The sequence below is a fragment of the Herbaspirillum sp. 3R11 genome (genome assembly GCF_004563925.1).
Classification (GTDB): Bacteria; Pseudomonadota; Gammaproteobacteria; order Burkholderiales; family Burkholderiaceae_D; genus Herbaspirillum.
Map to the genome: position 1 here is coordinate 483912 of NZ_SPNJ01000004.1, position 25971 is coordinate 509882.

At 59.3% G+C, this 25971-nt stretch carries 24 protein-coding genes; 14 read left to right on the forward strand and 10 right to left on the reverse strand.

Annotated features, from left to right (window positions below):
- Positions 1-30: 30 nt before the first annotated feature.
- Complete coding sequence (locus tag E4P32_RS24385; RefSeq protein WP_158559744.1) at positions 31-3087, reverse strand: autotransporter outer membrane beta-barrel domain-containing protein; 3057 nt, start codon at positions 3085-3087, stop codon at positions 31-33.
- A 197-nt stretch (positions 3088-3284) separates the two neighbouring features.
- Between E4P32_RS24385 and E4P32_RS19070 the strand changes: the two genes are divergently transcribed.
- The 4 genes from E4P32_RS19070 (at position 3285) to E4P32_RS19085 (ending at position 8287) form a co-directional block, all read left to right on the forward strand.
- Positions 3285-4118: a response regulator transcription factor gene (locus E4P32_RS19070; RefSeq protein ID WP_116435863.1), complete on the forward strand. Its 834-nt coding sequence runs from the start codon at positions 3285-3287 to the stop codon at positions 4116-4118.
- The gene (locus tag E4P32_RS19075; RefSeq protein WP_116435864.1) at positions 4028-5947 is read left to right on the forward strand and encodes a 7TM diverse intracellular signaling domain-containing protein; all 1920 of its coding nucleotides are present in this window, start codon (positions 4028-4030) and stop codon (positions 5945-5947) included. Before E4P32_RS19070 ends, E4P32_RS19075 begins: the two co-directional genes overlap by 91 nt.
- Before the next feature lie 128 nt (positions 5948-6075).
- Positions 6076-7071, forward strand: coding sequence for a GNAT family N-acetyltransferase (locus E4P32_RS19080; RefSeq protein ID WP_116435865.1), 996 nt, complete (start codon positions 6076-6078; stop codon positions 7069-7071).
- Between the two features lie 142 nt (positions 7072-7213).
- Positions 7214-8287: an AI-2E family transporter gene (locus tag E4P32_RS19085; protein ID WP_116435866.1), complete on the forward strand. Its 1074-nt coding sequence runs from the start codon at positions 7214-7216 to the stop codon at positions 8285-8287.
- Between the two features lie 135 nt (positions 8288-8422).
- On the opposite strand, the gene E4P32_RS19090 is transcribed toward E4P32_RS19085, so the two are convergent.
- The gene (locus tag E4P32_RS19090) at positions 8423-8662 is read right to left on the reverse strand and encodes a hypothetical protein (RefSeq protein ID WP_116435867.1); all 240 of its coding nucleotides are present in this window, start codon (positions 8660-8662) and stop codon (positions 8423-8425) included.
- A 112-nt stretch (positions 8663-8774) separates the two neighbouring features.
- Here E4P32_RS19090 and E4P32_RS19095 point away from each other — a divergent pair, with 112 nt between their 5' ends.
- Positions 8775-10181 (forward strand): PLP-dependent aminotransferase family protein, encoded by a 1407-nt coding sequence (locus E4P32_RS19095; RefSeq protein ID WP_199525676.1) that lies wholly within the window; start codon positions 8775-8777, stop codon positions 10179-10181.
- A gap of 38 nt (positions 10182-10219) precedes the next feature.
- On the opposite strand, the gene E4P32_RS24230 is transcribed toward E4P32_RS19095, so the two are convergent.
- Together E4P32_RS24230 and E4P32_RS19105 are read right to left on the reverse strand one after the other, a co-directional pair.
- Positions 10220-11050 (reverse strand): nuclear transport factor 2 family protein, encoded by an 831-nt coding sequence (locus E4P32_RS24230; protein WP_199525677.1) that lies wholly within the window; start codon positions 11048-11050, stop codon positions 10220-10222.
- Between the two features lie 77 nt (positions 11051-11127).
- On the reverse strand, positions 11128-11781 hold the full coding sequence (locus tag E4P32_RS19105) for a hydrolase (protein WP_116435868.1): 654 nt from the start codon (positions 11779-11781) through the stop codon (positions 11128-11130).
- A 222-nt stretch (positions 11782-12003) separates the two neighbouring features.
- On the opposite strand from E4P32_RS19105, the gene E4P32_RS19110 reads away from it, so the two are divergent.
- The 4 genes from E4P32_RS19110 to E4P32_RS19125 all read left to right on the forward strand — a co-directional run bounded on the left by E4P32_RS19110 (position 12004) and on the right by E4P32_RS19125 (position 16257).
- Positions 12004-12900 carry a LysR family transcriptional regulator gene (locus E4P32_RS19110; protein ID WP_116435869.1) on the forward strand — a complete coding sequence of 299 codons (897 nt, stop codon included), beginning with the start codon at positions 12004-12006 and terminating at the stop codon, positions 12898-12900.
- 12 nt (positions 12901-12912) lie between these two features.
- A complete protein-coding gene (locus tag E4P32_RS19115) occupies positions 12913-13452 on the forward strand; it encodes a hypothetical protein (RefSeq protein WP_135008767.1) in 540 nt (179 codons plus the stop codon).
- A 184-nt stretch (positions 13453-13636) separates the two neighbouring features.
- Positions 13637-14728: an alkene reductase gene (locus tag E4P32_RS19120; RefSeq protein WP_116435871.1), complete on the forward strand. Its 1092-nt coding sequence runs from the start codon at positions 13637-13639 to the stop codon at positions 14726-14728.
- 140 nt (positions 14729-14868) lie between these two features.
- Complete coding sequence (locus E4P32_RS19125) at positions 14869-16257, forward strand: hypothetical protein (protein WP_233526727.1); 1389 nt, start codon at positions 14869-14871, stop codon at positions 16255-16257.
- Between the two features lie 108 nt (positions 16258-16365).
- On the opposite strand, the gene E4P32_RS19130 is transcribed toward E4P32_RS19125, so the two are convergent.
- Complete coding sequence (locus E4P32_RS19130) at positions 16366-16614, reverse strand: DUF3297 family protein (RefSeq protein ID WP_116435872.1); 249 nt, start codon at positions 16612-16614, stop codon at positions 16366-16368.
- An 87-nt stretch (positions 16615-16701) separates the two neighbouring features.
- Positions 16702-18024 carry a 2-hydroxycarboxylate transporter family protein gene (locus tag E4P32_RS19135; RefSeq protein ID WP_116435873.1) on the reverse strand — a complete coding sequence of 441 codons (1323 nt, stop codon included), beginning with the start codon at positions 18022-18024 and terminating at the stop codon, positions 16702-16704.
- Between the two features lie 171 nt (positions 18025-18195).
- Here E4P32_RS19135 and E4P32_RS19140 point away from each other — a divergent pair, with 171 nt between their 5' ends.
- Positions 18196-19116, forward strand: coding sequence for a LysR substrate-binding domain-containing protein (locus E4P32_RS19140; RefSeq protein ID WP_116435874.1), 921 nt, complete (start codon positions 18196-18198; stop codon positions 19114-19116).
- A gap of 40 nt (positions 19117-19156) precedes the next feature.
- Here the strand turns inward: E4P32_RS19140 and E4P32_RS19145 are convergent, their stop codons facing one another.
- Positions 19157-20038: an aldo/keto reductase family oxidoreductase gene (locus E4P32_RS19145; RefSeq protein WP_116435875.1), complete on the reverse strand. Its 882-nt coding sequence runs from the start codon at positions 20036-20038 to the stop codon at positions 19157-19159.
- 139 nt (positions 20039-20177) lie between these two features.
- On the opposite strand from E4P32_RS19145, the gene E4P32_RS19150 reads away from it, so the two are divergent.
- Positions 20178-21104 (forward strand): LysR family transcriptional regulator, encoded by a 927-nt coding sequence (locus E4P32_RS19150; RefSeq protein WP_116435876.1) that lies wholly within the window; start codon positions 20178-20180, stop codon positions 21102-21104.
- 30 nt (positions 21105-21134) lie between these two features.
- Positions 21135-21578 carry a hypothetical protein gene (locus E4P32_RS19155; RefSeq protein ID WP_116435877.1) on the forward strand — a complete coding sequence of 148 codons (444 nt, stop codon included), beginning with the start codon at positions 21135-21137 and terminating at the stop codon, positions 21576-21578.
- Positions 21579-21587: 9 nt separating this feature from the next.
- Here the strand turns inward: E4P32_RS19155 and E4P32_RS19160 are convergent, their stop codons facing one another.
- Both E4P32_RS19160 and E4P32_RS19165 read right to left on the reverse strand, forming a co-directional pair.
- Entirely contained in the window at positions 21588-22637 is a 1050-nt protein-coding gene (locus E4P32_RS19160) for a TRAP transporter substrate-binding protein (protein WP_233526728.1), read from the reverse strand.
- A gap of 21 nt (positions 22638-22658) precedes the next feature.
- A complete protein-coding gene (locus tag E4P32_RS19165; RefSeq protein ID WP_116435878.1) occupies positions 22659-23507 on the reverse strand; it encodes an alpha/beta fold hydrolase in 849 nt (282 codons plus the stop codon).
- 189 nt (positions 23508-23696) lie between these two features.
- On the opposite strand from E4P32_RS19165, the gene E4P32_RS19170 reads away from it, so the two are divergent.
- On the forward strand, positions 23697-24623 hold the full coding sequence (locus E4P32_RS19170) for a LysR family transcriptional regulator (RefSeq protein ID WP_116435879.1): 927 nt from the start codon (positions 23697-23699) through the stop codon (positions 24621-24623).
- 18 nt (positions 24624-24641) lie between these two features.
- Here E4P32_RS19170 and E4P32_RS19175 read toward each other — a convergent pair whose 3' ends face one another.
- On the reverse strand, positions 24642-25202 hold the full coding sequence (locus tag E4P32_RS19175) for a hypothetical protein (RefSeq protein WP_116435880.1): 561 nt from the start codon (positions 25200-25202) through the stop codon (positions 24642-24644).
- Between the two features lie 206 nt (positions 25203-25408).
- Here E4P32_RS19175 and E4P32_RS19180 point away from each other — a divergent pair, with 206 nt between their 5' ends.
- Complete coding sequence (locus E4P32_RS19180; protein ID WP_116435881.1) at positions 25409-25927, forward strand: YgjP-like metallopeptidase domain-containing protein; 519 nt, start codon at positions 25409-25411, stop codon at positions 25925-25927.
- Positions 25928-25971 lie beyond the last annotated feature (44 nt).

The window sequence follows — 25971 nt, forward strand, 5'->3', positions numbered from 1 at the left end:
GTCAAGGTCCGATCGTTACGCTCGCCTCACTTACCACCACCAACGCACGCCCACGGAAGCACTATAGCTGGCATACGCTTTGCCGGTGACCACCGATAGTTGTCCGAAGGCGCTGGTGGTGTCGTTGATCGCATAGTTCAAGCCGCCGCTGACGACAGCTTCATCGCGTGCCTGGGCGACACCGCGTACAGTGAAGTCGAACGCGCTGGCATTGGCGAAAGCAAGCTGCATCGTTTCGGCGTTGTTGCCCAGACGATGGCGCCATGCCAGATCGGTTTGCCATCCCAGCGGTGATCCGGCGACAGGCATGCGGCGCAAGCGAACGCCGAGGCTCGCAGAGGTTTGGGTGCTGTTGCTTGCACGATAAGCCAGCGCCAAGGCGTCGTTGCCGCTTTCAGTGGTCTCCGTATAGGCAGGACGATGCAAGCGCGCCACCGAAATGGCTGCGTAGGGTTCTACGGTCAGCGTCGCCATTGGTAGCGCCATACCCGTTTCGGCATACATGGCAAGACTTTGCACGTTGAATTGTCCGCGCGTCTGGCTGCTGAGAGCACCAGCCGATACCTGGCGATACTGCACGTTTTTCCACCAGCCGTAGCTGACAACGCCTTTGAAGAAGACATTCGACGCGTCCGGCCGATAGCGCACATACATCGCAGCCTGGCCACCGTCGCTACGTCCGCCGCCGCCGGCATCGGTATAAGACAGCGAGTCCGCATTGGCAGTGAAGGCAAGACCCAGCAACCAGTTCGACGACAATGCATGATCGTGGCCGAATGCAAAAGCAGTTGAATGGTTGCGATAGCCACTGGCGCCCGAGCTGCTGCTCGACTGGTTTTGCTGACTGATTGAGGTACTGATCCAGGGATCTGCATCAACCGTGGTTGCCGACCCGGCCACGGTTGCGTCAACCGCTGCCAGGCGTTGCCCGATGGCCGCGTTCCCCTGATTTATATTGGCAACGGCATTCACGGAAGCGGCGCCGGCTGTATCGCCGCTCAGACTCGCCAGGTTGCGTTGGGCCTGCGCATCGGAAGCACCCAGCAGATTGGCAGTGACACGATTGCCACCGGCAGCATAGATGCGGTCCAGGGCGTTGGCCACCGCCTGCTGATTGGAGGAGCCTGCATACGAACCAAAGCCCTGCGACTGGAATCCGGCATTGCCGACCAGTTGCACGTTAACGGTATTGCTGCCGTAACTGACGACGGGGACCAGATAGGCAAAATTGTTGGTGATCGTACTGAAGGTCCCGCTGCGCGTGCCGCTGTAGCTGGCGACGGTGTAGCTGCTGCCATCGCTGTAATTGCCGCTGCCGGCGACCAGTCTGAGCGCGCTGCCGCTGGCGAGGTTGAGATTGCCGTTGACCGTCAATTGACCTGAATTCCCCGGTGCGACTCCCAGCGCCACAGCGTAGGTGGCCCCGGCGCCGATACCGAGGTTGCCATTGACGTGCAGACCGCTGCCGAGGGTAGTGGACGCGAGCGTGGCGCCGCTGCCCAAGGTCACTGCACCTACTGTGCCGCTGCCGAGCAAGGTGGCGCCGTTCAGTACAGATATTGTTCCCGCAACCGTGCCATCAACCTGCAGCGCTCCGCCATTGATTGTTGTCGTGCCGGTGTAGGTATTGGTGCCGCTCAGGATCTGGGTGCCACTGCCGGTTTTAGTGAAGCCGCCGGCGCCGCTGATAGTTCCGCCGAAAATCGTGTTGCTGTTGTCACCGCCCGCAGTCAGCGTGCCCGTGCCCAGCGTGACCGTACCGGTCCCAGCCAGCGAAGCGACGCTCTGGTCGTATCCGTTCAGATCAAGCGTTCCGAACGATAAGACCGTCATCGCGCTGTTGGCTGAAAAGGTATTTGCACCGCCAGCCCTTAAGACTATTGATTGCACTTCAGTGGCCCCACTGTAAGTGTTCGCGCCGGTCAAAGAAACCACGTTCGAGCCGTCGAAGCTGACTGATCCGCTGCCGGAAATATTTCCGGCAAGGGCGAATGGAGTTGATGCAACGAAGGATAATTGCGCGCCGCTTCCAACGATGAAGTTATTGCTCAAGCTGACGATGCCGCTGTTGACAAGGATGTTCGCCGCAGTTCCTCCCGTTAATTCGATATTGCCCGTGATGATGGTGCCGCTGGACAGTATTAGCTGGGCGCTGGATCCGGTAAAAAGAATGGCGTTGGCGCGCGTCGTTCCGTCCCCTGACATACCCCCGGTGATTGCACCGGAATTCTGGATCAATACACCCGTGTCCGCTATGATGCCGGCGCCACCGAGGGCGTTCCCGCCGCCACTTCCACCGGTGATTTGTGCCCCAGCCCCGTTGTTGATGATGACGAAGGGACCGGCCCTGACGCCGGCGCCGCCGCTACCGCCAGAGCCACCCGAGCCCGAGCCCGCATCGCCACCGGTTCCGCCAGTGATCGTTCCGAAGTTGAGGAGGAGACCCGACGTCGACAATACGGCGCCATCGCCACCGCCACCGCCACCGCCGGCGACAGTGCCGCTGCCGCCATTGCCGCCAGCCCCGCCGCGGACAATCCCTCCGGTGCGAACACTGACAGTACCCCATCCGGTGTTCGATAACAGACCGGCACCGCCGCCGCCGCCGCCGCCTGCCGTGGGGTTGTCCCCGCCGTTACCACCAGCACCACCGCTCACGCTCATCAGGTTCGAAGCCGTCCCCCCCGCCCCCCCAATCAGGTACAGCCCGGCGCCGCCGCCGCCTCCACCGCTCCCCCCTGGTCCACCATTTTGCCCCGCGCCACCGCTAATCGGCGTAGCCGAGTTCATGCCAAGCCACACCGTTGCTCCGAGAGCGCCGCCACCACCGCCGCTTCCTCCCCCTCCGGAACCGCCCGTGCCGTCGGAGGCCGAATCCGCCCCTCCATTGCCGCCACTGCCATTGCCAGCGCCGCCGTTTGGCAAACCACCGTCTGCCCCCGCCGCCCAGACGCCTTGCGAGCCCAGTAAGTTGATTGTCAAGGTGCTCAATACAGCGAGCAGGAGAGGCGCCATGCGCCATTCATCAGGACCTCGTTTCGACTGACTTTTTGTATTGTTGCGTGAAGGTGTGACGCGCGCGTTCATAGTTGTCATTCCGTTTATTATCCTGACAAGGGTATGCCGGCGACAAACTGGGATAACGGCGCGTGTCGCAGCGATCCAGCCAAGCAGACGTAAAAACGTGATGCTGACATCCTGTCTGCGCGCCCACAATCCTTGAAAATAGGTAGATTGCGACAGTGTCCTGGACACCAGAAGCCCCCAGAAGCTCCTGCGGTGGCATGAAAGACAACATCCTTAGAATTGGGTATTGCGGCGCCGGCCGCGATTGGCTAACTTGTAGCGGTTCGGGCAAGGCGTCGATAAAGCTTGCCCTCTTCAGTCCCCATTTACGGTATCCATTCTTGACTCAGCCATTGCCTTCCGCCGGCATCGAGCCGGCATCGATTCTCCCCAGTCCTCTGCTGATCGTGGAGGACGAAAACGCCATGCAGTTGCGACTGCGCGGCATCCTCAGCATCCTTGGCTACGACGACGGAGCAATGTCGTTTGCCGCCAGCATTGCCGACGCCAATGCGCTGTTGGCGTTGCAACCCTTCGCGATGGTGCTGGTCGATGTCGGTCTTCCCGACGGCAATGGCATTGACCTGATCCGCGCCCTGCATGCGGTCGACGCTGCTTTGCCCATTCTGGTAATCTCCACGTGGAGCACTGAACAGACCATCGTCAGTGCGCTGCAGGCTGGCGCCACCGGTTATATGCTCAAGGATCGCGACGACTTCGAGATCGGTTTATCCATACGCAGCGTTTTGCGCGGTGGTGCGCCGATTGATCCGTTTGTCGCGAAGCACATCCTTCAACTGATCGATCCGGGCGCGGGGAAAGCGCAACAACATGCGCCGTCGCCGATGCCTTTGCGGTCTCCTTTGAGCAAACGCGAAATCGAAATTCTCGAACTGGTCAGCAAGGGGCTGGCCAATCTGGAGATATCCGGCTTGCTGTCACTTTCACGATCGACTGTCGAATGCCACATCAAAAACATTTACAAGAAGCTGGCCGTGAACTCCCGCACCCAGGCCATCTTCGAAGCGCGCGCCCATGGTTTGCTGCCCTGATCTCCGTCCTGTCCGGCGTCGTTCTGTTCCTGTTTTCTGGAATGACGATTGCCGCCGCTGCGTCGGCACCGTCATTTCAGCGCATTGAAGCCGTGCGCGCGAACTGGGATGCGCAGATGCCTCCCGATGCCGGTTGGACCGACGTTGCGTTGCCCGACGACTGGAGCTTGCGCTGGCCTGGCTTTGACGGCGTGGTGTGGTATCGCCTGACCTGGGAACAGACCGATGCGACAGCGCCGGTCGGACTCATGATGGATTATCTGAACATGGCCGGCGTGGTCTCGCTCAACGGTGTCCAGCTCAGCCGCGACCAGAATCTGACCGAACCGTTGACGCGTGCCTGGAATACCCCGCGCTATTGGCAGGCTTCGCCGCCCTTGCTCAGGAGCGGACAAAACATTCTGCTCATCCGCGTATCCGGTCTTGCCGCCTATCAGCCGGGCCTTGGCCCGGTGACGCTCGGCGCGCCAGCCGACATCGGCATCCGCTACACGCACGAATATTGGCTGCGGCATGATCTGCAGTTATTCAGCTTGGCGGTGAGCGCGACCCTCGGCTGCTTTTTTCTGGCGCTATGGATATTGCGGCGGCGTGAAACGGAGTTCGGCTGGTTCGGCCTGATGTCGCTGACATGGTGGCTGTATGCAAGCAACCAGGTCAAATTGACCCCGTGGCCCTTCTCCAGCACAGATGCCTGGCAAGCCACCGTATCGATTCTGTTCCTGGTGTACAGCGCCAGCTTCACCATGTTCGTATTACGCAACGGACCTCGCCGCTACCGACGCACCGAGCTTGTCGTCGGGGCGATGGTTGCCGCCGGCAGCGTCGCCATGTGCCTCACCCCGCATGCAAGGATGCAAGAGGCAAGGGCATGGCTGGCATTGATTCCCGCGATGACCTATATCGGCAGTTGTTTCTTGTTCTTCTATTTCGCCTGGCGCCAACGGCGTGTCGAGCAACTGATCCTGGCAGCGTGTCTCGCGGTATGTATCGGCGTCGGCATTCATGACCTGCTGGTCTTCCTCAAAATATTGGACAGCAATATCTATTACACTGCGCTCGCATCGCAACTCCAGATGGTTGCCATGGCGCTGGTGCTGGGATGGCGTTTTGTGAGCAATCTGTCTCGTATCGAACGCTTCAACGAAGAGTTGCATGTCAAGGTCGAAGCCGCCAAGGAAGCGTTGGCCCAGACATTGAAGCGCGAGCATGAACTGCAAATCGTCAACGTCCGTCTGGGTGAGCGCCTCAATCTCGCCCACGATTTGCATGATGGTCTGGGCGGCACGCTAGTGAGCAGCATCGCTACGCTGGAGCATGCGCCGGGGAGCATCCCCTCGTCGCGCTTCCTGACAATTCTCAAAGAACTGCGCGACGATTTGCGCATCATCATCGACACGGCTTCCAGCTATCAATTGGCAGAAACTTCGCTGGCCGAAATGCTGGTGCCATTGAGACATCGGCTGGGCGTTCTCTTTGAAAGTCAGAACATCGTCTGCCGTTGGCAGTTGTCAGGTATTGAAGACTGTCATCTGCCGACGGCGCAAAGTCTGGACATCATCCGTATCCTGCAGGAGGGCCTGACCAATGTGCTCAAACACAGCCATGCAAACAGCGTTCACGTCGAATTGCGCGATGATGCTGACAGGCTGACGCTGCAGATCAGGGATAACGGTGTCGGTTTCGATCCAGTGGTGCAGAAGGAGCCGACCGGCACGGGTATGAAAAGCATGCAGATGCGTGCGAACCGCCTCGGTGGCACTTTGGAAACACGACGCGTCGAAGGTGAGACCGTGTTAAAGATTGCGATTCCCCATCGACGCGCTTGAATCAAACGTATTGCATGTCCGCAATCGGCCAGAAGCTGACCTCTGCTACGACATTGCCACCTTAGCCCAAGTTATGATGAGATTTCGGTCACTCCCCCCCCCCCACTTTCGATAGCCATAAGAACTCAATGTTTGCTGTCTTCATTCAATCCCAAGAATCGGATCTTGAACGTTTTGTCGATATGCGCATCGCTGCCATGCGGGAGAGTTTGGAGAGGGTCGGGCGATTTGACGCGCAGCGGGCGCGTGAACGTTTTACATCGACGTTCACGCCAGAAACCAGCTATCTCATCATGATCGATGGCCATGCTGCCGGCTTTTTCTCATTGGATCGTCATCATGACGCCCACACCCTCCGACATTTTTATATCCTTCCGCAATACCAGCACCAGGGAATCGGCGCGCAGGTTCTTAAACGCATTCTCGCCGATGCTGGCCGCAAGGGATGCTCCGTCAAGCTCACTGCCTTGCGCGAAAGCGATGCCAATCGTTTTTATCGAAACAATGGTTTTGTGCAGGTGAGCGAGGAGGAATGGGACATTTTCTATACCCACAGTCCCAAGGGGATAGCTCTATCATCGGCTAACAACGAGATTGGATCCATCAGATGGCTGGGCCGGGCAGACCTTCCGCCTCTTGAGGTTGTGTTACGCGAGCACGTGCGCGATCTGCACACTGGTCAAATTGTAGAGTCGGAGATTGCTTCGATCAAAGCCCACATGGCAGGTGGTGCAGACGATGAGGGGCGTCGCCGCAGCTATCTGGTCGCTTGCGATCCGTCAGGATCGCCGGTCGCGTGCATGGGTCTTTCACGGCCGGACGCGCGAATGAGCGCCCATGTTTCCATGAATGCGCCGGATGCCTTGGAATTGCTCAATGTGTTCGTTCGTCGTGACTTCATGCGGTCCAAGGGAGTCGGACGATCGTTGTTATCGGCAGTATATGAAGAGGCCAAGGCGGCTGGCGCCTCTCGGCTACTGGTCAACAGCGGCCCGCGCTACCTGGCGAGTTGGGGATTCTATGATCGCATGTTCGATGAGGCTCACGGCATGCTTGTGGATTATTACGGAACGGGGCGTCACGCGAAGGTTTGGAGCAAGGTTCTCCAAAAAAATGGAATATGAAGGTTCGCAACCGGCCAGAAGCGGATGTCCGAATTCAGTATCCGGATGGCAGCGTCGCCAGAATCAATTTCAGCGTCGATAAGCAGGGATTGAACGACTGTCCCGTGACCTGTCCCGACGCATCAACCACAAAAGAAATCCCATGATCCAACACAAACCAGACGAAACGGAAGCCCTCGGCGACAAGAACCAACGCGCCGCATCGATCACTCTATATGGATTTCTGGTGCTGCTGGCGCTGTGGGTCATGCGCGATTTCATCCCCGCAGTGGTGTGGGCCGGCGTCATCGCCATCGCCCTCTGGCCGCTGCTGTTGCGCCTGGAAACGCCGCGCGCTTCGCACCTGCGGACGATAGGCGTGGCGTTGCTGCTGACAACGGCGGTCGCCTTGTTCGTGGTGCTGCCCTTCTTGCTGGTGATCACCCAGGCTGTTCACGAGTCGCACGAATTTATCGCCTGGTTCAAGCAGGCCGAGGCGAACGGCTTGCCACTGCCCGCTCTGATCAGTCACTTGCCCTTCGGTGCGCAGCAAGTCACGGCCTGGTGGCAAGAAAACCTGGCCAGGCCTCTGCACGATTCGCCCTTCCTGAAAGGCTTGCATGTCGAAGCGGCTGTCATCACTGCCCGGCATGTCGGCGCTCTGGCGGTACATGGATTGATCTTGTTCGGCTTTATGCTGATGAGCTTGTTTGTCATCTTCCTGGCCGGTTCCAGGATGAGCGGCAATCTCGTCAAAATTACTTACCGCGGCTTCGGCGTCTCTGGCGCCCTGCTGGCGCACCAGATGACCGCGGCCGTACGCGGCACGGTCGCCGGGTTGGTGGTGGTCGGGATTGGTGAAGGTGTACTGCTGGGCATTGCCTATGCCATCGCCGGGGTACCGCATGCCACCCTGCTTGGCCTGCTGACCGCGATCGCCGCGATGCTGCCGTTTTGCGCACCGATCATTTTTTGCGGTACTGCACTCTGGCTGTTGGCGCAAGGAGCGACTGTCAGCGCCATCAGCGTCGCTGTCTTTGGCTTCGCCGTGGTCCTGATCGCCGAACATCTGGTGCGGCCGCTGCTGATCGGCAACTCAACTCGCCTGCCTTTCCTGCTGGTCTTGTTCGGCATCCTCGGCGGCGCCCAGACTTTTGGCCTGCTGGGTCTGTTCATCGGACCAGCGCTCATGACCGTACTGACAGTATTGTGGCGCGACTGGGTTGTACAAGACTGACCTTTGATCCTGTTGAATTCTAATTTGTGGGACACGGCCAATATCGACAATTTTCCAATTCGTCCGCTTCCGCCCAATAGCCGCATCGGAAAATTACCGCCGCATCACTGAATACCGGCCGACTATTATTTGCCATCATGGGAAGGTCAAGTCCAGACCGAGCGTCCTGGCAAGGGCGAAGGTGACAAGCCCCAAGCCCAGGAGCGATAGCACCACGACTGCGGCCACCTTGCCGCCCGCGCGTAGCACCGCGCGCTTCTCCGCCACCGTCCCCTTCTTCCCTTGATCGTAATGCCACTTGATGGCGAAGAACATGCCCGTGCCGAGCACGAGAACCTTGAATACAACGAAGACTACAGGGACCCAGTCCATCATTTTCAGTACTTCCAGAGAGAGGAGACAACGTCAGCGACTGCCATGCGAGGATGGTGTTGCTGCACGTCCTGACGCATACTACTTGAAAGCAATTTCCATACATTGAGACAAAATGTCCCAGCCGAAAACCATACAAGATGAAAATTTGCCGATCTGGTTGCCGCGATTGGCCGTGCATGGCGGGCCACGTTTTTTGCAGATTGCGGATGCGTTGCAGGCGGCGGTGGCGGACGGATCGCTGAAACCGGGCGACCGCCTGCTTCCGCAGCGCCGGTTGGCGGCGCAGCTGGACGTCGACCTGACGACGATCACGCGCGCATATGACGAAGCCAGACGCCGCAACTTGTTGGAGGGCCGCGGCGCCCGAGGGACGTATGTCGCGGCGCCGAAAGTCGAATTGACCTCGATCCTCGACCTGAGCATGAATACCCCGCCACCGCCGGATGGCGTGGACTTCGACGACATGCTGAAACAAGGCCTGTCTCAAGTATTGATGAGCGCAGATAGTGAATTGCTGATGACTTACCACCTGGCCGGAGGAAGCGACTCCAACCGGAAGGCTGGAGCCAAATGGCTGGCACCGATGTTTGGACATCTGGATTCCCGGCAGCTTGTCGTCTGTCCGGGCGCGCAAGCGGCGATCGCCGCATTGATCCTTGCGCTGACGGAGCCGGGCGATGTCATCCTGACGGAGCCAATGAGTTATCCAGGCTTGCGTACCGCAGCGACCCAATTCGGTCGGCGCATCATTGCGGTGGAAGCGGACAAGCACGGGATGGTGCCGGAGAGGCTTGAGGAAGCGTGCCGCCGGCACAAGCCCCGGCTGGTCTACCTCAATCCGACATTGCAGAATCCGACCGCCATCACCATGCCGCAACGCCGGCGCAAGGAGATCGCCGGCGTCGCGAAGCGCTGCGATGTACGCATCGTCGAGGACGATCCCTACTGGCTTCTCGCCGATGCCCCGCCGCCGCCTGTCGCCACGTTTGCCCCGGAACAGGTGGTCTACATCTCAACCCTGTCGAAATGCCTGACGCCGGGCTTGCGCGTCGCGTTCGTGCTGATACGCGACCCGGACGAACGCACGCGTTTCCTGGTCGCGCTAAGATCATTTGCGCTGATGGTCGCTCCCCTGACGGCCGCACTCGCCACTCAGTGGATCCTCGACGGTTCGGCTGACAGATTGATGGAAGGCGTACGCAACGAGGCGCGCCTGCGCCACCGCATGGCGCGGGATATTCTGGCGGGGCGATACAGCGGCGCCGCAGCCGAAGATGGCCTGCATGCATGGCTCGAGTTGCCGACGTATTGGAGCCCCTCACAGCTTGCACGTGCAGCCGAGAGCGAGGGCATCGCCGTCACGCCGGCGGAGGCATTCGCAACCGGCAGCGGATCCGTGAACGCGATCCGGATCTCTTTGGGTAGCATCAAGGACCGTGGACGCCTGCAGGCGGGTCTTCAACGGCTGTCTTATCTGCTTGCACGGCGGCCCGAGTCGTTTGGCGGTGCTGTGGTTTGACTGCCCGGGAACCACTGTGCTTCATCCGGAGAGTTCTCTCAATCTGTTGTTCGCAGCTGAACGCGATACGCCCCTTCCGCGGGATCGAACATCGCAAGGCCCCCGAGGGCTGCCGTAACCGGCACGTCGTTCTGCAATACGTCCCAATGCTCGGCCAGCTTTCCTCCTTCTATTCTGAAGAGATCGACCACGACTTGCGGTACTTCCGCCCAACCGCGGATGCGGCCATGGATTGCAACAAAGTCGCCTTCGGCAACGACAAGACCGGGCTCGTAGAAAACGTCTTCTGATAGGTCGGCGACGAGCGCTTGCAGGGCATCGCGACCTTGCGGAATGCCGGGATTGTGCTGGACGTAGCCGGGAGCGTAGAGCCGCTCAACTGCCGAGGCATCACGGTGCTGGAACAGTGATGTCATTGCCTCGACAACGAGCGCTTTGTTGCGCTCCGGACGATCGTCGGAGACTTGGTCGGCGGGACGGGTAATCGCAAATGTGCCGGTCATTCGAAGAAACCGGCCATCAGACAGCGTGGCGTGCGAATGAATCAGACAGCGATCGTAATCCTGGACATTCGTGACCGTCGCGCCATCCTGTTCCTGCCAGCTGACGGCGAACATGCTGTTCCCGAGCGGCACAACATGAATGTCGACGATCTCGGCATGCGCAAGCGGCCCTTCCTTGATCTCGAATTTCATTTGCTTGACCGAGAGTAGTGACAGGCTGACGTTGAAAGCCGGATAGGCAACGTCCATTTCTTGTCCGACTGGGAAGCGATCCAGTGACATTTTTATCTTCCTTTCCATGAAACGACGGTGAGGCTGGATAAGCGACTTCAATGGCGGGCGGTATAAAGAAAGACCAGTGATCATGCCGGCTGCCCTCCGTTCACGCGGACAGCCGTTCCATCGCGGGGGATGGCGCAAGACACTCGCCCCCCCCGCAAAGATCAACCGGCGATCTTCGGGGCCGGCGTGTTGAGCAACTGCTGCTCCCACAGATACGCGATGCCGCTACCGCCCGCATGCTGGATGATCACTTCCGTCAGCGCGACGGCACTCTCGGCCCGGGCCCAGTCGCGTTGCCATTCAGCCGCCACCGCCAGCCACGTCATCATGTTCGCGCCGGCTCTGATCATTCGCTGGATGGCGATCTGGTGCGCCTCGTTTGAAACGGCTCCCGAGGCGTCGGTGACTACCGTCACATCCCAGCCTTCGCCGAGAGCCTGGATAGCCGGCATCGCAACGCAGACTTCGGTCCAGAGGCCGGCAATGATCAACTGCTTGCGTCCCGTCTTTTTGACTGCGTCGACCACCTTCTGGTCCTGCCAGGTGTTGATGAAGGTGCGATCAATCACTTCCTGGTCCGGGAACACGTCGGTGATCTGAGGAAAGAGCAGACCGCCTCGCTCAGCGATCACGGACGTCAGAATGGTCGGAACGCCGAAGGCTTTGGCGGCCTTCGCCAGGCCCGCCGTATTGTTGATCACCATCTGCGGTTCGTGGCTGTTCACGTTCGCGAGTTGGTAGGGTTGGTGGTCGATCAGAACGAGTACCGAGTCTTCTGGGCGAAGAAGCGAATCAAGGCCGTTACGGAAATTCATTGGTCTATCCTTTGTTGCCGTTGTGAGCGGCATGGGTTTTGGGAACGTGCGCCGATGGCGACGTCGCTGGAAGCCGCATTATGTTGTTCACAGGATGGACGAGGTAGCGCCATTACGCGGGAAACTGTGTCGCGCAAAGAGGAACGCCGAATTGGACAGGAAGTGGTCGTACGGTAGTACCATTCCGTGGCGGGCCTTGTCGCAAATTGGGGGAGATCTGAATTGGATATTGAAGAGCTGCGGACCTTTGTGGAAGTTGCCGATGCCGGTGGAATTTCGCCTGCTGCGCTACGGCTCGGTGTGTCCAAGTCCATCGTCAGTCGCCGGCTCTTCCGCCTTGAAGAAGAACTTGGCGTCCAGCTGCTGGCCCGATCCACCCGCGGCGCGGCGCTCACGGAAGCCGGCGTCACGTTCCGGGACTACGCGGCAAGAGTCTGCGCCGAAATCGAAGCGGCCAAGGAAACGCTCCTGCCCGCCGGCGATCTTCGCGGCCGCTTGCGAGTTGCCGCGCCGCTTTCTTTCGGTCCGACTCACCTGGCTCCCGTACTCGCGGAAATGGCCCGACGCCACCCCGAGCTCCATATCCACACTTCTTACAGCGACCAGGTCGTCGATCTGATTGCTGAAGGGTACGATTGCGCGATTCGGCTGGGCCATCTGGCGGACTCCAATCTGCTCGCAAGATGCATCGGGCCGATCCATGGGATCGTGGTTGCAAGCCCGGACTACATCAAGGCCCATGGATCACCGGAAACGCCGGACGAGCTGCTCTCCCACGAGGCCCTCATGCAAGGAACGGATCCCTGGCAACTCATGGATGGCGACAAGATCCTCACGGTTCGTCCCCAGGGTCGCTTCAAGGCAGACAACGGCACCGCTCTGGTCGCTGCCGCCCTGGCCGGGCTTGGCATTGCCTATCTCCCGACTGGTCTGATTCATGAGCACCTGGTCACCGGGGCGCTTATCCCGGTAATGACACGTCATCCGGTACCTGTGGCAGGCGCCTATGTCGTGCGCCCACCGGGGCAGCAGGCGACACGCAAAGTGCGGGTCCTCACCGAAATGCTGATCGAATGTTTCAAACAAGCGCCATATCTGGCGACACCTTCCGTTGCCTGAATGGCGTACCGAATGAAAAATTTACTCCAGATTTTCCTTCGCCAGCACGGCCCTGCCGCCAACCACCTCGTGAAACTCAACCGCCTCCTGCTCACCGCACTATGCTCCCTCTCGCTGGCAGGATGCAGCACGCTGACGGAAGTAAAGCTCTATGACGGACCACCGCAAGATCCCAGTCGCATCGCCAGGTTGTATCTGGACCCGCACGTCGCGGTCACCGATGTCGATGACATCCGTACACATCCCACGGACAAATCTCGCGTGCTCGCGCATTCCGCAGGAAAGCGGCGCGAATACATTTCCCTTGCGCCGGGCTTGCACTCCTTGCATGCCCATTTCTTTGTTCTTTGCTTACGCTCTGAAGGAGCGTTTCCTCTGCAGTTCAATGCAGAGCCAGGAAAAAAATATCGCCTGAAGTCCAGCGTGGATGCTCGCCTTCAGAAATGGCGACCGGAGATTGTCGAATTCGACGGGACCGAAGTGGAAAGCGATTTCCCTTGGATGAAGGCGATGTGCCCGCCCGACGTGACAGTTTTCATATTGAGGCGTTAGCGTCCTTGTACGGCTCGTGGCTCGGTTCATTTTTTAGGAAATGGCACGAAGCGCCGTAGCATTGATGTCACATTGACGTCGACTTTGTCCGCAGTGTCCGGAACTGCGGCCTCTTTATCCTGAACGCATGCGTCCCTACCATGAGGTCAACAGCATGTGGCTGTATCCCTTCAGGAGAATTTCCGTGTCCAAGCTTTTTTCGCCGTTCCAACTCGGCCCTTATCCCCTGGCGCATCGCGTGGTGCATGCGCCGACCACGCGCCTGCGCGCCAATGCCGACGACAGCCCCGGCGAACTGATGCTGGAGTACTACCGCCAGCGCGCCTCGACCGGCGGCCTGATCATCACCGAATCGACTCACGTGTCCTTCGACAGCCGCGGCTATCTGGGCGCGCCGGGAATTTACGAAGACGCGCACATTCCCGGCTGGAAGAACATCGCCGACGCCGTGCACGCCAAAGGCGGCCTGCTGTTCATGCAACTGGGGCACGACGGCCGGCAGTCGCACGTCGACCTGACCGGCGGACCGCTGCCGATTGCGCCGTCGGTGGTGCCGTTTGAAACCGACGTGCTGACGCAAGACGGCTGGGTGCCGGCGTCGCCGCATCGCGCCATCGACATCGATGAAATCCAGCTGGTGATCGGCTATTACCGCAAGGCTGCCGAGCGCGCCAAGGCAGCCGGCCTGGATGGCGTTGAACTGCATTCGGCCAACGGCTATCTGTCGGATACCTTCCTGCAGGACGGCACCAACAAGCGCACCGACGCCTACGGCGGCAGCAGAGAAAAACGCGCGCGCTTCATGCTCGAGGTAGTGGAGGCGCTGGTGTCGGTATGGGGTGCGGAGCGCGTCGGCGTACGCCTGTCCCCGAGCGGCCAATGGGGATCGATTTCGGATTCCGATCCGGAGGCGACTTTCACCTACGCGGCGCAACAGCTCAACCGCTTCGGCCTGGCGTATCTGCATATCATCGAGCCGCGCGTCAAAGGCGTCGAGACCTTGGATGAACATCAGCAACCGGTGGCGTCGGAGTTTCTGCGCAAGGTGTTCACGGGGCCGATCATTTCGGCCGGCGGCTTCACCGGCGACGGCGCGGAAGAAATTCTGCAAAAAGGCGATGCCGATCTGGTCGCCTTCGGTCGCCATTTCGCATCCAACCCGGACCTGCCGTTCCGCCTGCAGCACAAGCTGCCCTTGAATCACTATGACCGTTCGGCGTTCTGGGGCGGCACCGAAGTCGGCTATACGGACTACCCTTTCCATCAGGCTGCCTGACCCGCCATGCAATGCAAACCCGGCTTGTCGTCGAAGTAAATTTGCAGGCGGCATTGAACATTCTGCAGTGCAGCGTGTTCATACCTGCTTTTGAGCGGGAAAATTGCATGCCATTTATTGCTACAAGAACAAACTTCTCCATGCGAAGACGCATGCAATCGCTGGCGGCGCTCATGCTGCTGTCCGCCTCAGGCGCCGGGTCGTTGGCGCAAGCGGCGGATGCCGCAGGCTTGTGCGCACCCAATCTGCAAGTGGACAAGGAGAAGCTGGCGGCGCGCCTGCTTGCCACTTATCCGGTAAGCACTGCTTATCTCGCTGTAGGAGAGCACCCTGCGCCGCTGTCGTCATACCGGGCGCTGGCGTCATGGCTGCTCAAGAAACGCGCCGCCGAGAAATCAGCGGGCGGCGCCTGCAAGGGTGACAGTTGCAACGCCGATCACATCGCCGATGACCTGCAACATCTGCTCGACGGCAAGGATGCGCAGTTCAAACCGGCCGGCCGCGCTGTCGCCGCTTCGTTCTTCGACGACGGCAACCCGGGCAGTCTCGCCTGCGTGCAGAGCGACGCGCAGCTCAGCTTGCCGCATGCGGCATCGGCCGCCACCATGAGCGCTGCACCGGCTGCTGCTGGGGCTACAGCTGGAGCTACGGCCGGCGCTGCTGGCTCTGCCGCTGCCGGCGCCACTGCAACCCCGCCGGCAACGCATGAGCCGAGCTGGATGGATCCGGTGCGTGTGCGCGGCAATCCCGACCAGTTGTCCATCGACCGCAACAACCAGGCCGCCTATGCGTCGGTCGAGCGTGCGCATCTGACGCTGGCCAATGACGATGTGGCGCAGTCGCGCACCAACGACATCGTGGTGTTCGCCGGCTATTCCTTCGACAAGCGTCCCCTGGACAGCATCGGCAGCACCTACGAGGCGGTGCCTTACGTCGGCTTCAAGCAGAATCGGGTCACCAATTACAACGGCGGCGCGATCACCGTGGACACTACGCGCACCGGCCAGACCGGCGTGCTCTCGTCGTTCCACTTCGCCCATCCGGGCTCGGCCAATACCGAAGACCTGACGGCGCGGCCGGACTACCTCATCAACAGCTCCGATGGCAGCCGCCTGCTCACCGTCAACTTCACCTACACGATGGTGCGTCCCGGCATCCTCAACGATTTCATCCGCTGGAACAACGGCCTGGCGTTCAAACCTATCCTGATCGGCCAGAGCCGCAACGGTACCTATCTCAATCGCGGCAACGCCACGGTCTACGAGCAGCATCAGGACTTCATCCGCCTCGGTGCACAGGCCGGCTTCACGCTGGCCTCGACCAATCCGAAACTGCCGTTTGACTTCACCACCACCTATACCGGCCTCAAGGCTCTGGAGGGCTCGCGCAGCATCCATTACTGGAAGGGCGCGCTGACCTACAACTTCAACCAGAACGTCGGCCTGAGCCTGGATTATTCGAACGGCCTGCTGCCGGATACCGGCGATGCCGAACGCAAGTGGGGACTGGGTATTGCGACCAAGTTCTGAGCCGGACTTGTGCGTCTGTCGTCAACAGCAAAAAGGGCACGTGCAATTGATGCACGTGCCCTTTTTGCAAACTATCCTGAAAATAAAAATGTCGTTACAGCAATATTGTTACTTGTAAAAAGCTTCGACCTTGCCCTTGACCTTGGTCAGCAGCGGATTGCCTTTGCGATCCAGCGCCTTGCCGGCCGGGACTCTGATCCATCCTTCGCTGATGCAGTATTCGTCGACGTCGGTGCGCTCTTTGTCATTGAGCTTGATGCCGACTTCATGTTCGAAGATGGCGGCGTTGAAATGAGGGCTGCGCGGATCGATCGAGAGCCGGTCAGGGAGCGGGGGGCGTTGTGTAGTGTCGTTCATGGCGACAATTATCGACGATAAGATTGCGCAAAACAATGCAAAAAAATCCTTTGTCGAGATCGCCGCATTTCCCCACCCCCGGCCACCCTAGCTGAACACCTTCAGCAAAATGGTGGCGCAGACGATCATGGCGGCGCCGCCGATACGCGTCGAGATTTGTGCGAACGGCATCAGCCCCATGCGATTCGAGGCGGACAGGATGGCGACGTCGCCGGTACCGCCCAGGCCGCTGTGGCAAGCCGTGACGATGCCCGATTCGACGGGATACATGTTGAGCCACTTGCCGACGAAGAAGCCGGACGTCACCAGCGCGATCACGGTTGCCGCGCAGACGGCGAAATAACCGGGCGTAAAGGCCGCAACCAGATCCTTCCACGACACGAACAAGGCGCCCAGTCCGACCAGGATCGCGAAGGTCAGATTGGTCGAGACGAACTTGTACATCTGATACGCGCCCAGCTCGAGTTGCTCCGGGATCAGCTTGAAGACTTTGAGTAACGCGGCGCTGACGATCATCAGGATCGGGCCCGGGATGCCGGTGGGCTCCGCCAGCACCGCACCGAGGATGAAGAAGGCGCAGCTGATCAGCAGGCCCGCGCCCATCAACTGCAGGTCAATCGGGACATTGGTGTGATCGGTCCTGAGCAGTTCCGCATCGTCGCCGGACTTCACCAGGAAGCCGTTGCCGTTGAGATGCGGCTTCTTGTCGCCGATCCAGCGCAGCACCCCGCTCGACAAAATGGCCACGACATTTCCCAGCAGGGCCGCCGGCACCAGCATGGCGATCAGTTCCGCCTGCGGCCTGCCGAGGATTTCGGAGTAGCCGATCGACAGCGGCAGGATGCCCTCGCCGATGCCGCCGCCGACAATGGGGACCACGATGAAGAAAAACGTATGCCGGGGAGAATAGCCGAACAGCAATCCGACCGAAATGCCGAACACGATGGCCGCAAGCGTGCCCGCCAGCAAGGGCAGGAACATGCGCATGAAGCCTTGCACCAGCACCTTGTGCCGCATGCCGAGAATACTGCCGGCAACCAGGCAGGCGATGTACAGATACTGCAGGTTGGCCGTCTTCATGGTGGTGGTGATGGCCTTCAGTATCTCGGGATCCATGAGCTTGAAGCCGATCAGCGCCGACGGTACAAAGAGACAGAGGATCGCTGCGCCGCCGATGTGTTTGAACACCGGCAGTTTGCTGCCGATCTCGCCAAGCAGAAAGCCGGCCAGCATCAGCACTGCCAAGCCGCCGATCATGTCGTTCGGCAATTTTTTATTCAGCGCGGCGATGATGGTGATCGCGGCAATCACCGCGTAAATCGGCCATGGCAAAGGCCCGATCTTGCGACTGCCAAGATTTTTCCATATCGCCCGCCGAGCGGTCGGGGCTTCGATAGATGTTGCTTCCATGCTTGTCTCCGTTGATTGAGGGCGATCGCTGAGATCGCCTCTTCTTGTGTTTTTTTGATCGATGCGAGATGCGCACGTATTACGCACACATCTCGTTGGGAAGAAGTGTAATAATTCCATCGATCTTTATAGTTAATAATTACTACATCCATTATTTAGTCAGGCTTAATAATGAATCGACTTTCCGATCTGGAATTTTTCATCCAACTGGTGAAGCAAGGCTCGCTCGCGTCACTCGCGCGGGAGCTTGGCGTCACGCCGCCGGCGGTGACTTCGCGCCTGGCGCAGATAGAAAAACGCCTCGGCGTACGACTGCTCAACCGCACCACGCGACGCATCAGCGTGACGCACGAGGGCGAGGTGTATCTGGCGACCGGCGCGCGCTTGCTGGCGGAATTGCAGGAGTTGGAGCAGACAGTGTCGAGCAGCCGCGGCGTGCCCAAGGGTGTGTTGCGGGTCAATGCCACATTTGGATTCGGCCGGCGGCACATCACGCCCGCCATCGCGGCATTCGTCAGGCGCTACCCCGAAGTCGAGGTGCAGCTGGAACTCACGGACAGGTCCATCAATCTGGCCGACAAGGCATTTGATATCGGTATCTGGTTCGGCACCGTGCCCGATTCGCGCATGGTCGCCCGCAAGATCGTCTCGAATGAGCGATTGCTGTGCGCCTCGCCGGCTTACCTGAAAAGAGCCGGCGTACCGCAGGTCCCGCGCGACTTGCAGACGCATCAATGCATCGTGCTGCGCGAAAGCGATGCCGCTTATGGCACCTGGCATCTGACGCGCGGCAGGAAACAAGAGACCATCAAGGTCCGCGGCAGCCTCAGCACCAACGACGGCGAAGCCGGCGTGGTGTGGGCGCTCGAAGGCCTGGGAATATTGATGCGCTCCGAGTGGGACGTGCATGCCTATCTTGAAACCGGTCGATTGACGCCGGTGCTGAGCGATTGGAGCCTGCCCGGCGCCGACGTGTTTGCGGTCTACCCGGAGCGCGCCCACCTGTCCGCCAAAGTCAGCGTTTTCATTGACTTCCTGACGGCGTGGTTCGGCAAGAATGCGGTATGGACGAAGGCAAAACCGGCGCGTTGATTTTCGCGCTCTTACCGCTCTTACCGCTCATTACCGTTCATTACCGTTCATTACCGCCGATGGCATCAAGCTCCGCCAATACCTCAGGCGGGATCGACACCTGCGAAGCCTGCAGGTTTTCGCGCAGATGCGCCACCGACGCCGTGCCGGGGATCAGCAGGATATTGGGCGACCGATGCAGCAGCCAGGCCAGCGCGACTTGCATTGGCGTGGCTTGCAGGCGTGCAGCAATAGCCGACAAGGCCCCTGACTGAATCGGCGTAAAACCGCCCAGCGGGAAGAACGGCACGTAGGCGATGCCTTGCGCTGCCAGCGTGTCAATCAGCGCGTCGTCGTCGCGATGGACCAGGTTGTACATGTTTTGCACGCAGACGATGTCAGCCCGCTGTTGCGCTTCCTCGACCTGTGCGGCCGTGACATTGCTCAGGCCTATGTGACGGATCAAACCTTCTTCCTGCAACTGCAGCATGACCTCGACCTGGCGCCCGATGCTGCCCTGCGTGAGCCCATGACCGAAGATGCGCAGGTTGACCACGTCCAGCACGTCGAGGCCCAGGTTGCGTAAATTGTCCTCAACCGCGCTGCGCAATTCCTGCGGACTCGCCGCCGCCAGCCATTCTCCTTGGTCGTCGCGACGCGCACCGATCTTGGTGACCATGGTCAGCTTGGCCGGATAAGGATGCAGTGCTTCGCGAATGATCTGGTTCGTCACGTGCGGGCCGTAAAAATCGGACGTATCGATGTGGTCGACGCCGGCGTCGATCGCCGTGCGCAGCACCGACAGGCAGGCGGCGCGATCCTTGGGCGGACCGAACACATGCGGGCCGGCCAGTTGCATGGCGCCATAGCCCATGCGCGAAACGGTGCGACCGGCGAAATGAAAATGGGTGGCGATGGTTGATGTACTTGTAGATGCGCTCATGGATGCTTTCCTTCCGGAACAGTTGTGCAGCCAGGGAGAATTCCCTTGGACGCTGCGGCCAGTCCAGTATCGGAGCAATTGCATTGTTTGATAATCCCATCTAAAGTTCACAGGTTGTTTAATTTAATGAACAGTCTAGATGAAACTGAATGACATGGCCGCGTTCGTCGCGGTGGCGCGCGCCGGGGGATTTCGCGAAGCCGCGCGCAGCAACGGCGTCTCCGCCGCCAGTCTCAGCACCGCCGTGCAGCGCCTTGAGACGCGGCTGGATTTGCGCCTGCTCAACCGCACCACACGCAGCGTGGCGCCGACCGATGCCGGCCGCCACTTGCTGGACCGGCTGGAGCCGCTGTTTTCTGAAATGGAAGCGTCACTCGACGTGCTGAACGGTTTTCGCGACAAACCGTCAGGCACATTGCGCCTGAACGTACCGGCCAGCGCCGCGCGCATCACGCTGCCAGAGGTCATTGCCGGCTTCCTCAAACGCTATCCGGACATCCGCATCAAGGTGACCGTGGAAGACGGCTTCGTCGACGTGCTGTCGGCCGGCTGCGACGCCGGCATCCGCTATGACGAGAGGCTGGAGCAAGACATGATCGCCGTGCCCATCGGTCCGCGCGTGCAGCGTTTTGCCACAGCAGCGGCGCCGGGCTATCTCGATGTCCATGGGCGGCCGAAACATCCACGCGAATTGCTCGAGCACGCGTGCGTGCGAAGTCAGTTCTCCGGCGGTAACAAACCGACATGGAAATTCGAACGCAACGGCGAGCTGATCGAAATCGATCCGCCCGAACGCTTGCTGGTCACGCCAAGCAATGCGCTCGACCTGACCATCGATGCGGCCATCGCAGGCGTGGGCGTGGTCCACCTGTTTGAAGACCTGCTGCGGCCCCATCTCGACAGCGGCGCGCTTGAGCCCATCTTGCAGCCGTGGTGGCAGACGTTTTCAGGACCGTTTCTGTATTATCCCGGACGACGCCATGTGCCGGCGCCGCTGCGCGCGTTCGTCGACTATGTGCGCGAACAGCAGGCGGTGGGCCAGTCGGCTACCATTCCCCTTCGATGAAATCAAAGACAAGAAAGAAAAGAAACCACCATGGGCATACTTGACGAAGCAATCCGCGAGATACGGCTGGAAAAGCAGGCGGCGGAAGATGACGCCCGGCAGGCGATGGAGGATTTCGACATGATCACCTCGCGCGCCGTGGATGCGGTGAAGAACACGGTCGCCGCGCTGCGGATTGAATTACAGGCGGCGAACTGGTGGAGCGAGGAACTGCACGAAGACAGCCAGAAGCCGGAATATCTGAGCCTGAGTTTCCGCGTGCGCCGCCATGCCGATGCGCCTGATTCCGCAGCCAATCCCGACTATTTCTACTCCATCCGATTCGACGCCCTGGGCGGCGCTGTCCGGATCACGGATTCCGTCGAGCCCTTGCTGGAGCCGCAGGAGTTTCGCGGCGTGGCCAGGCAGGATTTCGGCGCGGATGTGGAAAAGGATCTGAAGCTCTTCCTGAAGGCGATTCTTTATAAGCATTAAAAAATCTGATCAGGCCAGTTTCCCTGTGCTTGCTTCCAGCAAGGACCATGCTTCGTCACCCATGCGGCGCTTCCACTCGCCATAGAAACCGGCCTGGCGCAGCTTCTCCTGGAACGGCGCCCGATCGACCTTGGTGAACTGCACGCCTTTGGTCCCCAGGTTACCGGCGAGTTCGCCATTGAGCTTCTCGACATCGCTGCGCTGTTTCACTGCGGCTTCGTTCATCGCCTTGACGACGATATCGCGCGACGAGGCCGGCAGCGACTCAAAGGCCTTCCTGTTGGCGACCATCCAGAAGCCGTCCCACATGTGGTTGGTGTAGGAAAGATGTTTGGATATCTCATACATCTTGGAGAAGTAAATGGTCGCCAGTGCGTTCTCGATGCCGTCCGCCATCCTGGTCTGCAACGCCGAATAAGTCTCGGCCCAGGGAATCGACACCGGCGCCGCGCCGAGCGACTTGAACAGCGATGTCCAAAGCGGGCTGGGCGGAACGCGGATCTTGAACGCCCTGATGTCTTCGGGAGTACGGATCGGCCGGGCCGACGACAGCATCTGACGGAAGCCGTTGTCCCACATCTTGTCGAACGCAATCAGATTGGACTTCAGGAAAGCGGTCTGGATGTGTTTCCCCAACGGCCCGTCCATCGCCTGCCATACCTTCGCATAGTCGGAGAAGGCAAAGCCGATGCCGTTGATTGCCGCCACCGGCACCAGCGCCCCCAGGATGAGACCGGACTGCACGAAAAAATCGATCGCTCCGGCGCGCACCTGCGACAACATATCCGCATCGGTGCCGAGCTGGCTGGAAGGAAAAATGCTGATGTCGACCTGGCCGTTGGTCTGCTCCCTGATCCTGGCGCTTGCCTCCGTGAGCCGTATGTTCAGCGGATGATCGCCCGGCATGATGTTGGCGCACTTCATCTTGAACTGAGCCTGTCCCCACGCCAGCGAAGGAAATGCCATTGAGGCGACTGTCGCTATTGAGGCGCCTGCCGCGCCGGTGATGATGAGCTTGCGTCGGGTGGTGTCAATCTTGTTGTCCATCTTGGTGTCCATATTTGTCTCCTCGATTTTTTGTCAGTTTTCAGCAAAGAAATTCAGGAGTTCAGTCGCGATGAACTCCGGTTGCTCCTCCGTCACCCAATGCCCGCTGTCGGGGATCAATCCTCCCCGGACGTCTTCCGCCACGCGCTTCAAGGATTCCAGGGTTTCCATCCCGCGACCGAATCCCTTGGCCCCGCCCAGCGCCAGCACCGGCATGCGCAACTTCCCGTCTTTCCGGAGCATCGCCTGGTTGTCTTCGGCGTCTTGAGGCAGCGCACGATAGAAGGAATACATCGCACGCATCGCGCCCGGTTTGACATAGGTGCGCAGATATTCCTTGCGGTCTTCTTCGCTGATGCAGTCCGGCCGGTAGCCATAGTTTTCAAAGAACCAGTTGATGATCAGATGCTCGCGATCCTGGAACAGCGCTTCGGGCAGATCCAGGGTGCGAAAAAGCGGGTGGTGCCAACGCCGGCCGTTTTGCGAAAAGTCGGCGCCGTCGCCGGGAATCGCGACGTCGAGAATCGCCAGCTTCTTCACCGCATCGCGATGCTGCGCCGCCAGCGAGAACGCCGTCGGGCCGCCCCAGTCATGCCCGACCAGATGGAACTCGCTGATGCCCAGCGACGCAAGCAGCCGCCACACATCGTTCGACACGGTCTTCTTGTCGTACCCCGTGGCCGGCCGGGACGAGTCGCCCAGGCCGCGCAAATCGGGAGCAATAACGCGGTAGTGTTTTGCCAGATGCGGCATCACGTATCGCCATTCATGGGAGGTCTGCGGGATGCCATGCAGCAAGACCACGGGAAATCCGCTGCCGGCGGTAACGTAGTGCAATGTGACCTCGTCGAGGTCGGCAAAATGATGGCTAAGCTGGGTCACAACGTCTCCTGATGAAATCTCTTCTGCACGGCTTCCGATCGCGCCTATTTTTCTTCTTGCCGCTTTTTCCTAAAAAGTGATAATCATCATAGTTTCCAAATTTGCTGCTTGCTACAGCAGAAAATGGAAGATGGTTATGCAAATATGGATAGCTCGGAGATAGCTAAGCCATGACTGAGGGAGACAAAAATGAGCAATTTCGATTGGGATGATTTCAGGATATTTCTTGCGGCTGCGCGTACGCAGTCGGGACTAGAGGCGTCTCATCTGCTGAAGATGAGCCAGTCGACCGTGTCCCGGCGGATCGGCAAACTGGAGAAAGATGTCGGCTCGAAGCTGTTTGATCGCAGCGCCCAGGGCCTGCGCCTGACCACGGCAGGCCATCATCTTTTTGAACACGCGGAGAAGCTGGAAAGCACGCTTTCCGTGATCGAGTCGCAGGTTTCCCAGGGCGATCGCATGGAGCTGAGCGGAGAGATAAGGATCGGCGCCACGGAAGCTTTCGGCACGTTTTTCCTGATGCCGCATCTGTCGCATTTTTGCCAGCGCCATCAAGCCGTCAGCATGGACGTTCTGCCGCTGCCGCGGTCGCTGAATATTTCGAAAAGGGAAGTGGATACCTCGATCGCGCTTGACCGCCCCAGGACCAACAGTTTCGTCACCCGAAAACTGGGCGAATATCGCTTGCTTCCTTACGCGACGCCGGAGTATCTGGAGCGGCATCCGCCGATCAGGCGGGTGGAAGATTTTCAGGATCACCGCTGGATCGATTTCGTGGATGACCTGCTGTTTTCGCCGCAGCAATTCCACTTGCACAAATGGAGTTCATCGCTGCCACGCTGCCTGCGCAGCACCAGCGTCGTCGCCCAGGCGCAAGCGGTGAAAGCGGGCCTCGGCATCGCCATCATTCCCTGCTTCCTCGGCAGTGTGACGGACAACCTGGTGCCGATACTGCCGGACAAGGTCGACATCACGCGCTCACTGTGGCTGGTCGCGCCGCCGGAACGCCGCGAGCTGGCGCGCATCCGGGCGCTGTGGGACTACGTACGCGACATTGCGGAGCTCAATGCGGACTATCTTGACGGCAAAACGACGGAGATGAGCTGGCTGAAATAGCCGGACGTGCGGGGCACATCAATCTTTTGCAGAACACTTCGCGACCATTGACGTTTTCACCGGCAACAACCTGACTTCAGCATCTGCAGTGTCAATCTGCGCCACATTCACCTGGCATGTGTCATTGCCATAGTCGAACGTAACCTCATAGTCTTTTCCGTTCTCCGGGATGAAAAATCCTCCGATCTTTTCGCAGCTGTACATGTGGCGGCCCGTGCTTTGCGCCATAGTCGCTATGATTGTCAACGGCTTGTCTGCACTGACCGCATATTCCCGATAAAAAGCTTTGGATAAAATCCCGTCGCGGTCTTTCAGATTGAGGACCTCCGGTGTCTCCGGCATTCCGATGGATATACTTTTCGTACTCCCGAAGAAGCCGCCAAAACCTGAGCGGGACGTTTGCACTCCCTTGCCGCCATAGCAGGATTTGTCCGGATAGAAGGTCATGGAAATCACCGCTTGCCCAAAGAAGCGGACGCGGGCATGGCCATCTTGCGGTGCTGATGCCTCTTCTGCATGCACCAGCTGGCTGCCGTTGACTGCGCACAGCGCCATCAGGATGAATAGTTTTTTCAACATAAGTGCTTCCCCGTTTTTGTAATTGATATCAGGGCAAATCACACCAAAATATTGCCCGGCGATAATTCTAAGAGCTTAATACCGGCGAAACAAGCACATATCTCACGACGCATGTCCATTCAGACAACTTCCTCAATAGTCAAACCAATGAGAAAATGCGCGCTGCCCAAAGCCACCTAGCAGCTTTCCCTTCACGCCCCCCAGCCATGTCATCACTGAAGTACCTGAGCGCCTATTCAGAACAAACCCGCGCGCAAGTGTCGCAACTCATCGCCGAGGATCGCCTGCGCGAGGTGCTGCTCAAACGCTATCCGAAGACGCACGAGCTGCGCACCGACAAGGCTTTGTATCAATACGTGCAGGACTTGAAGAGCGAGTTCCTGCGCAATGCGGAGCCGATCAACAAGGTTGGATACGACAACAAGATTCATGTGATCAACCACGCACTCGGATTGCACACGTCGATCTCACGGATTCAGGGCGGGAAGCTGAAGGCGAAGCACGAGATTCGCGTCGCAACGCTGTTCAAGGAGGCGCCCATTGAATTCCTGCGCATGATCGCCGTTCACGAACTGGCGCATATCAAGGAAAAAGAACACGACAAGGCCTTCTACAAGCTGTGTTCGTACATGGAGCCCAACTACCATCAGTACGAATTCGATCTGCGCCTCTACCTTACGGAAATCGACCATTCCGGGCGACGCATCTGGGGTGAGGAAAAATAGTGGCCATGCAGGTTTTCAAGACGATGGTCTGATCCAACGCTCAG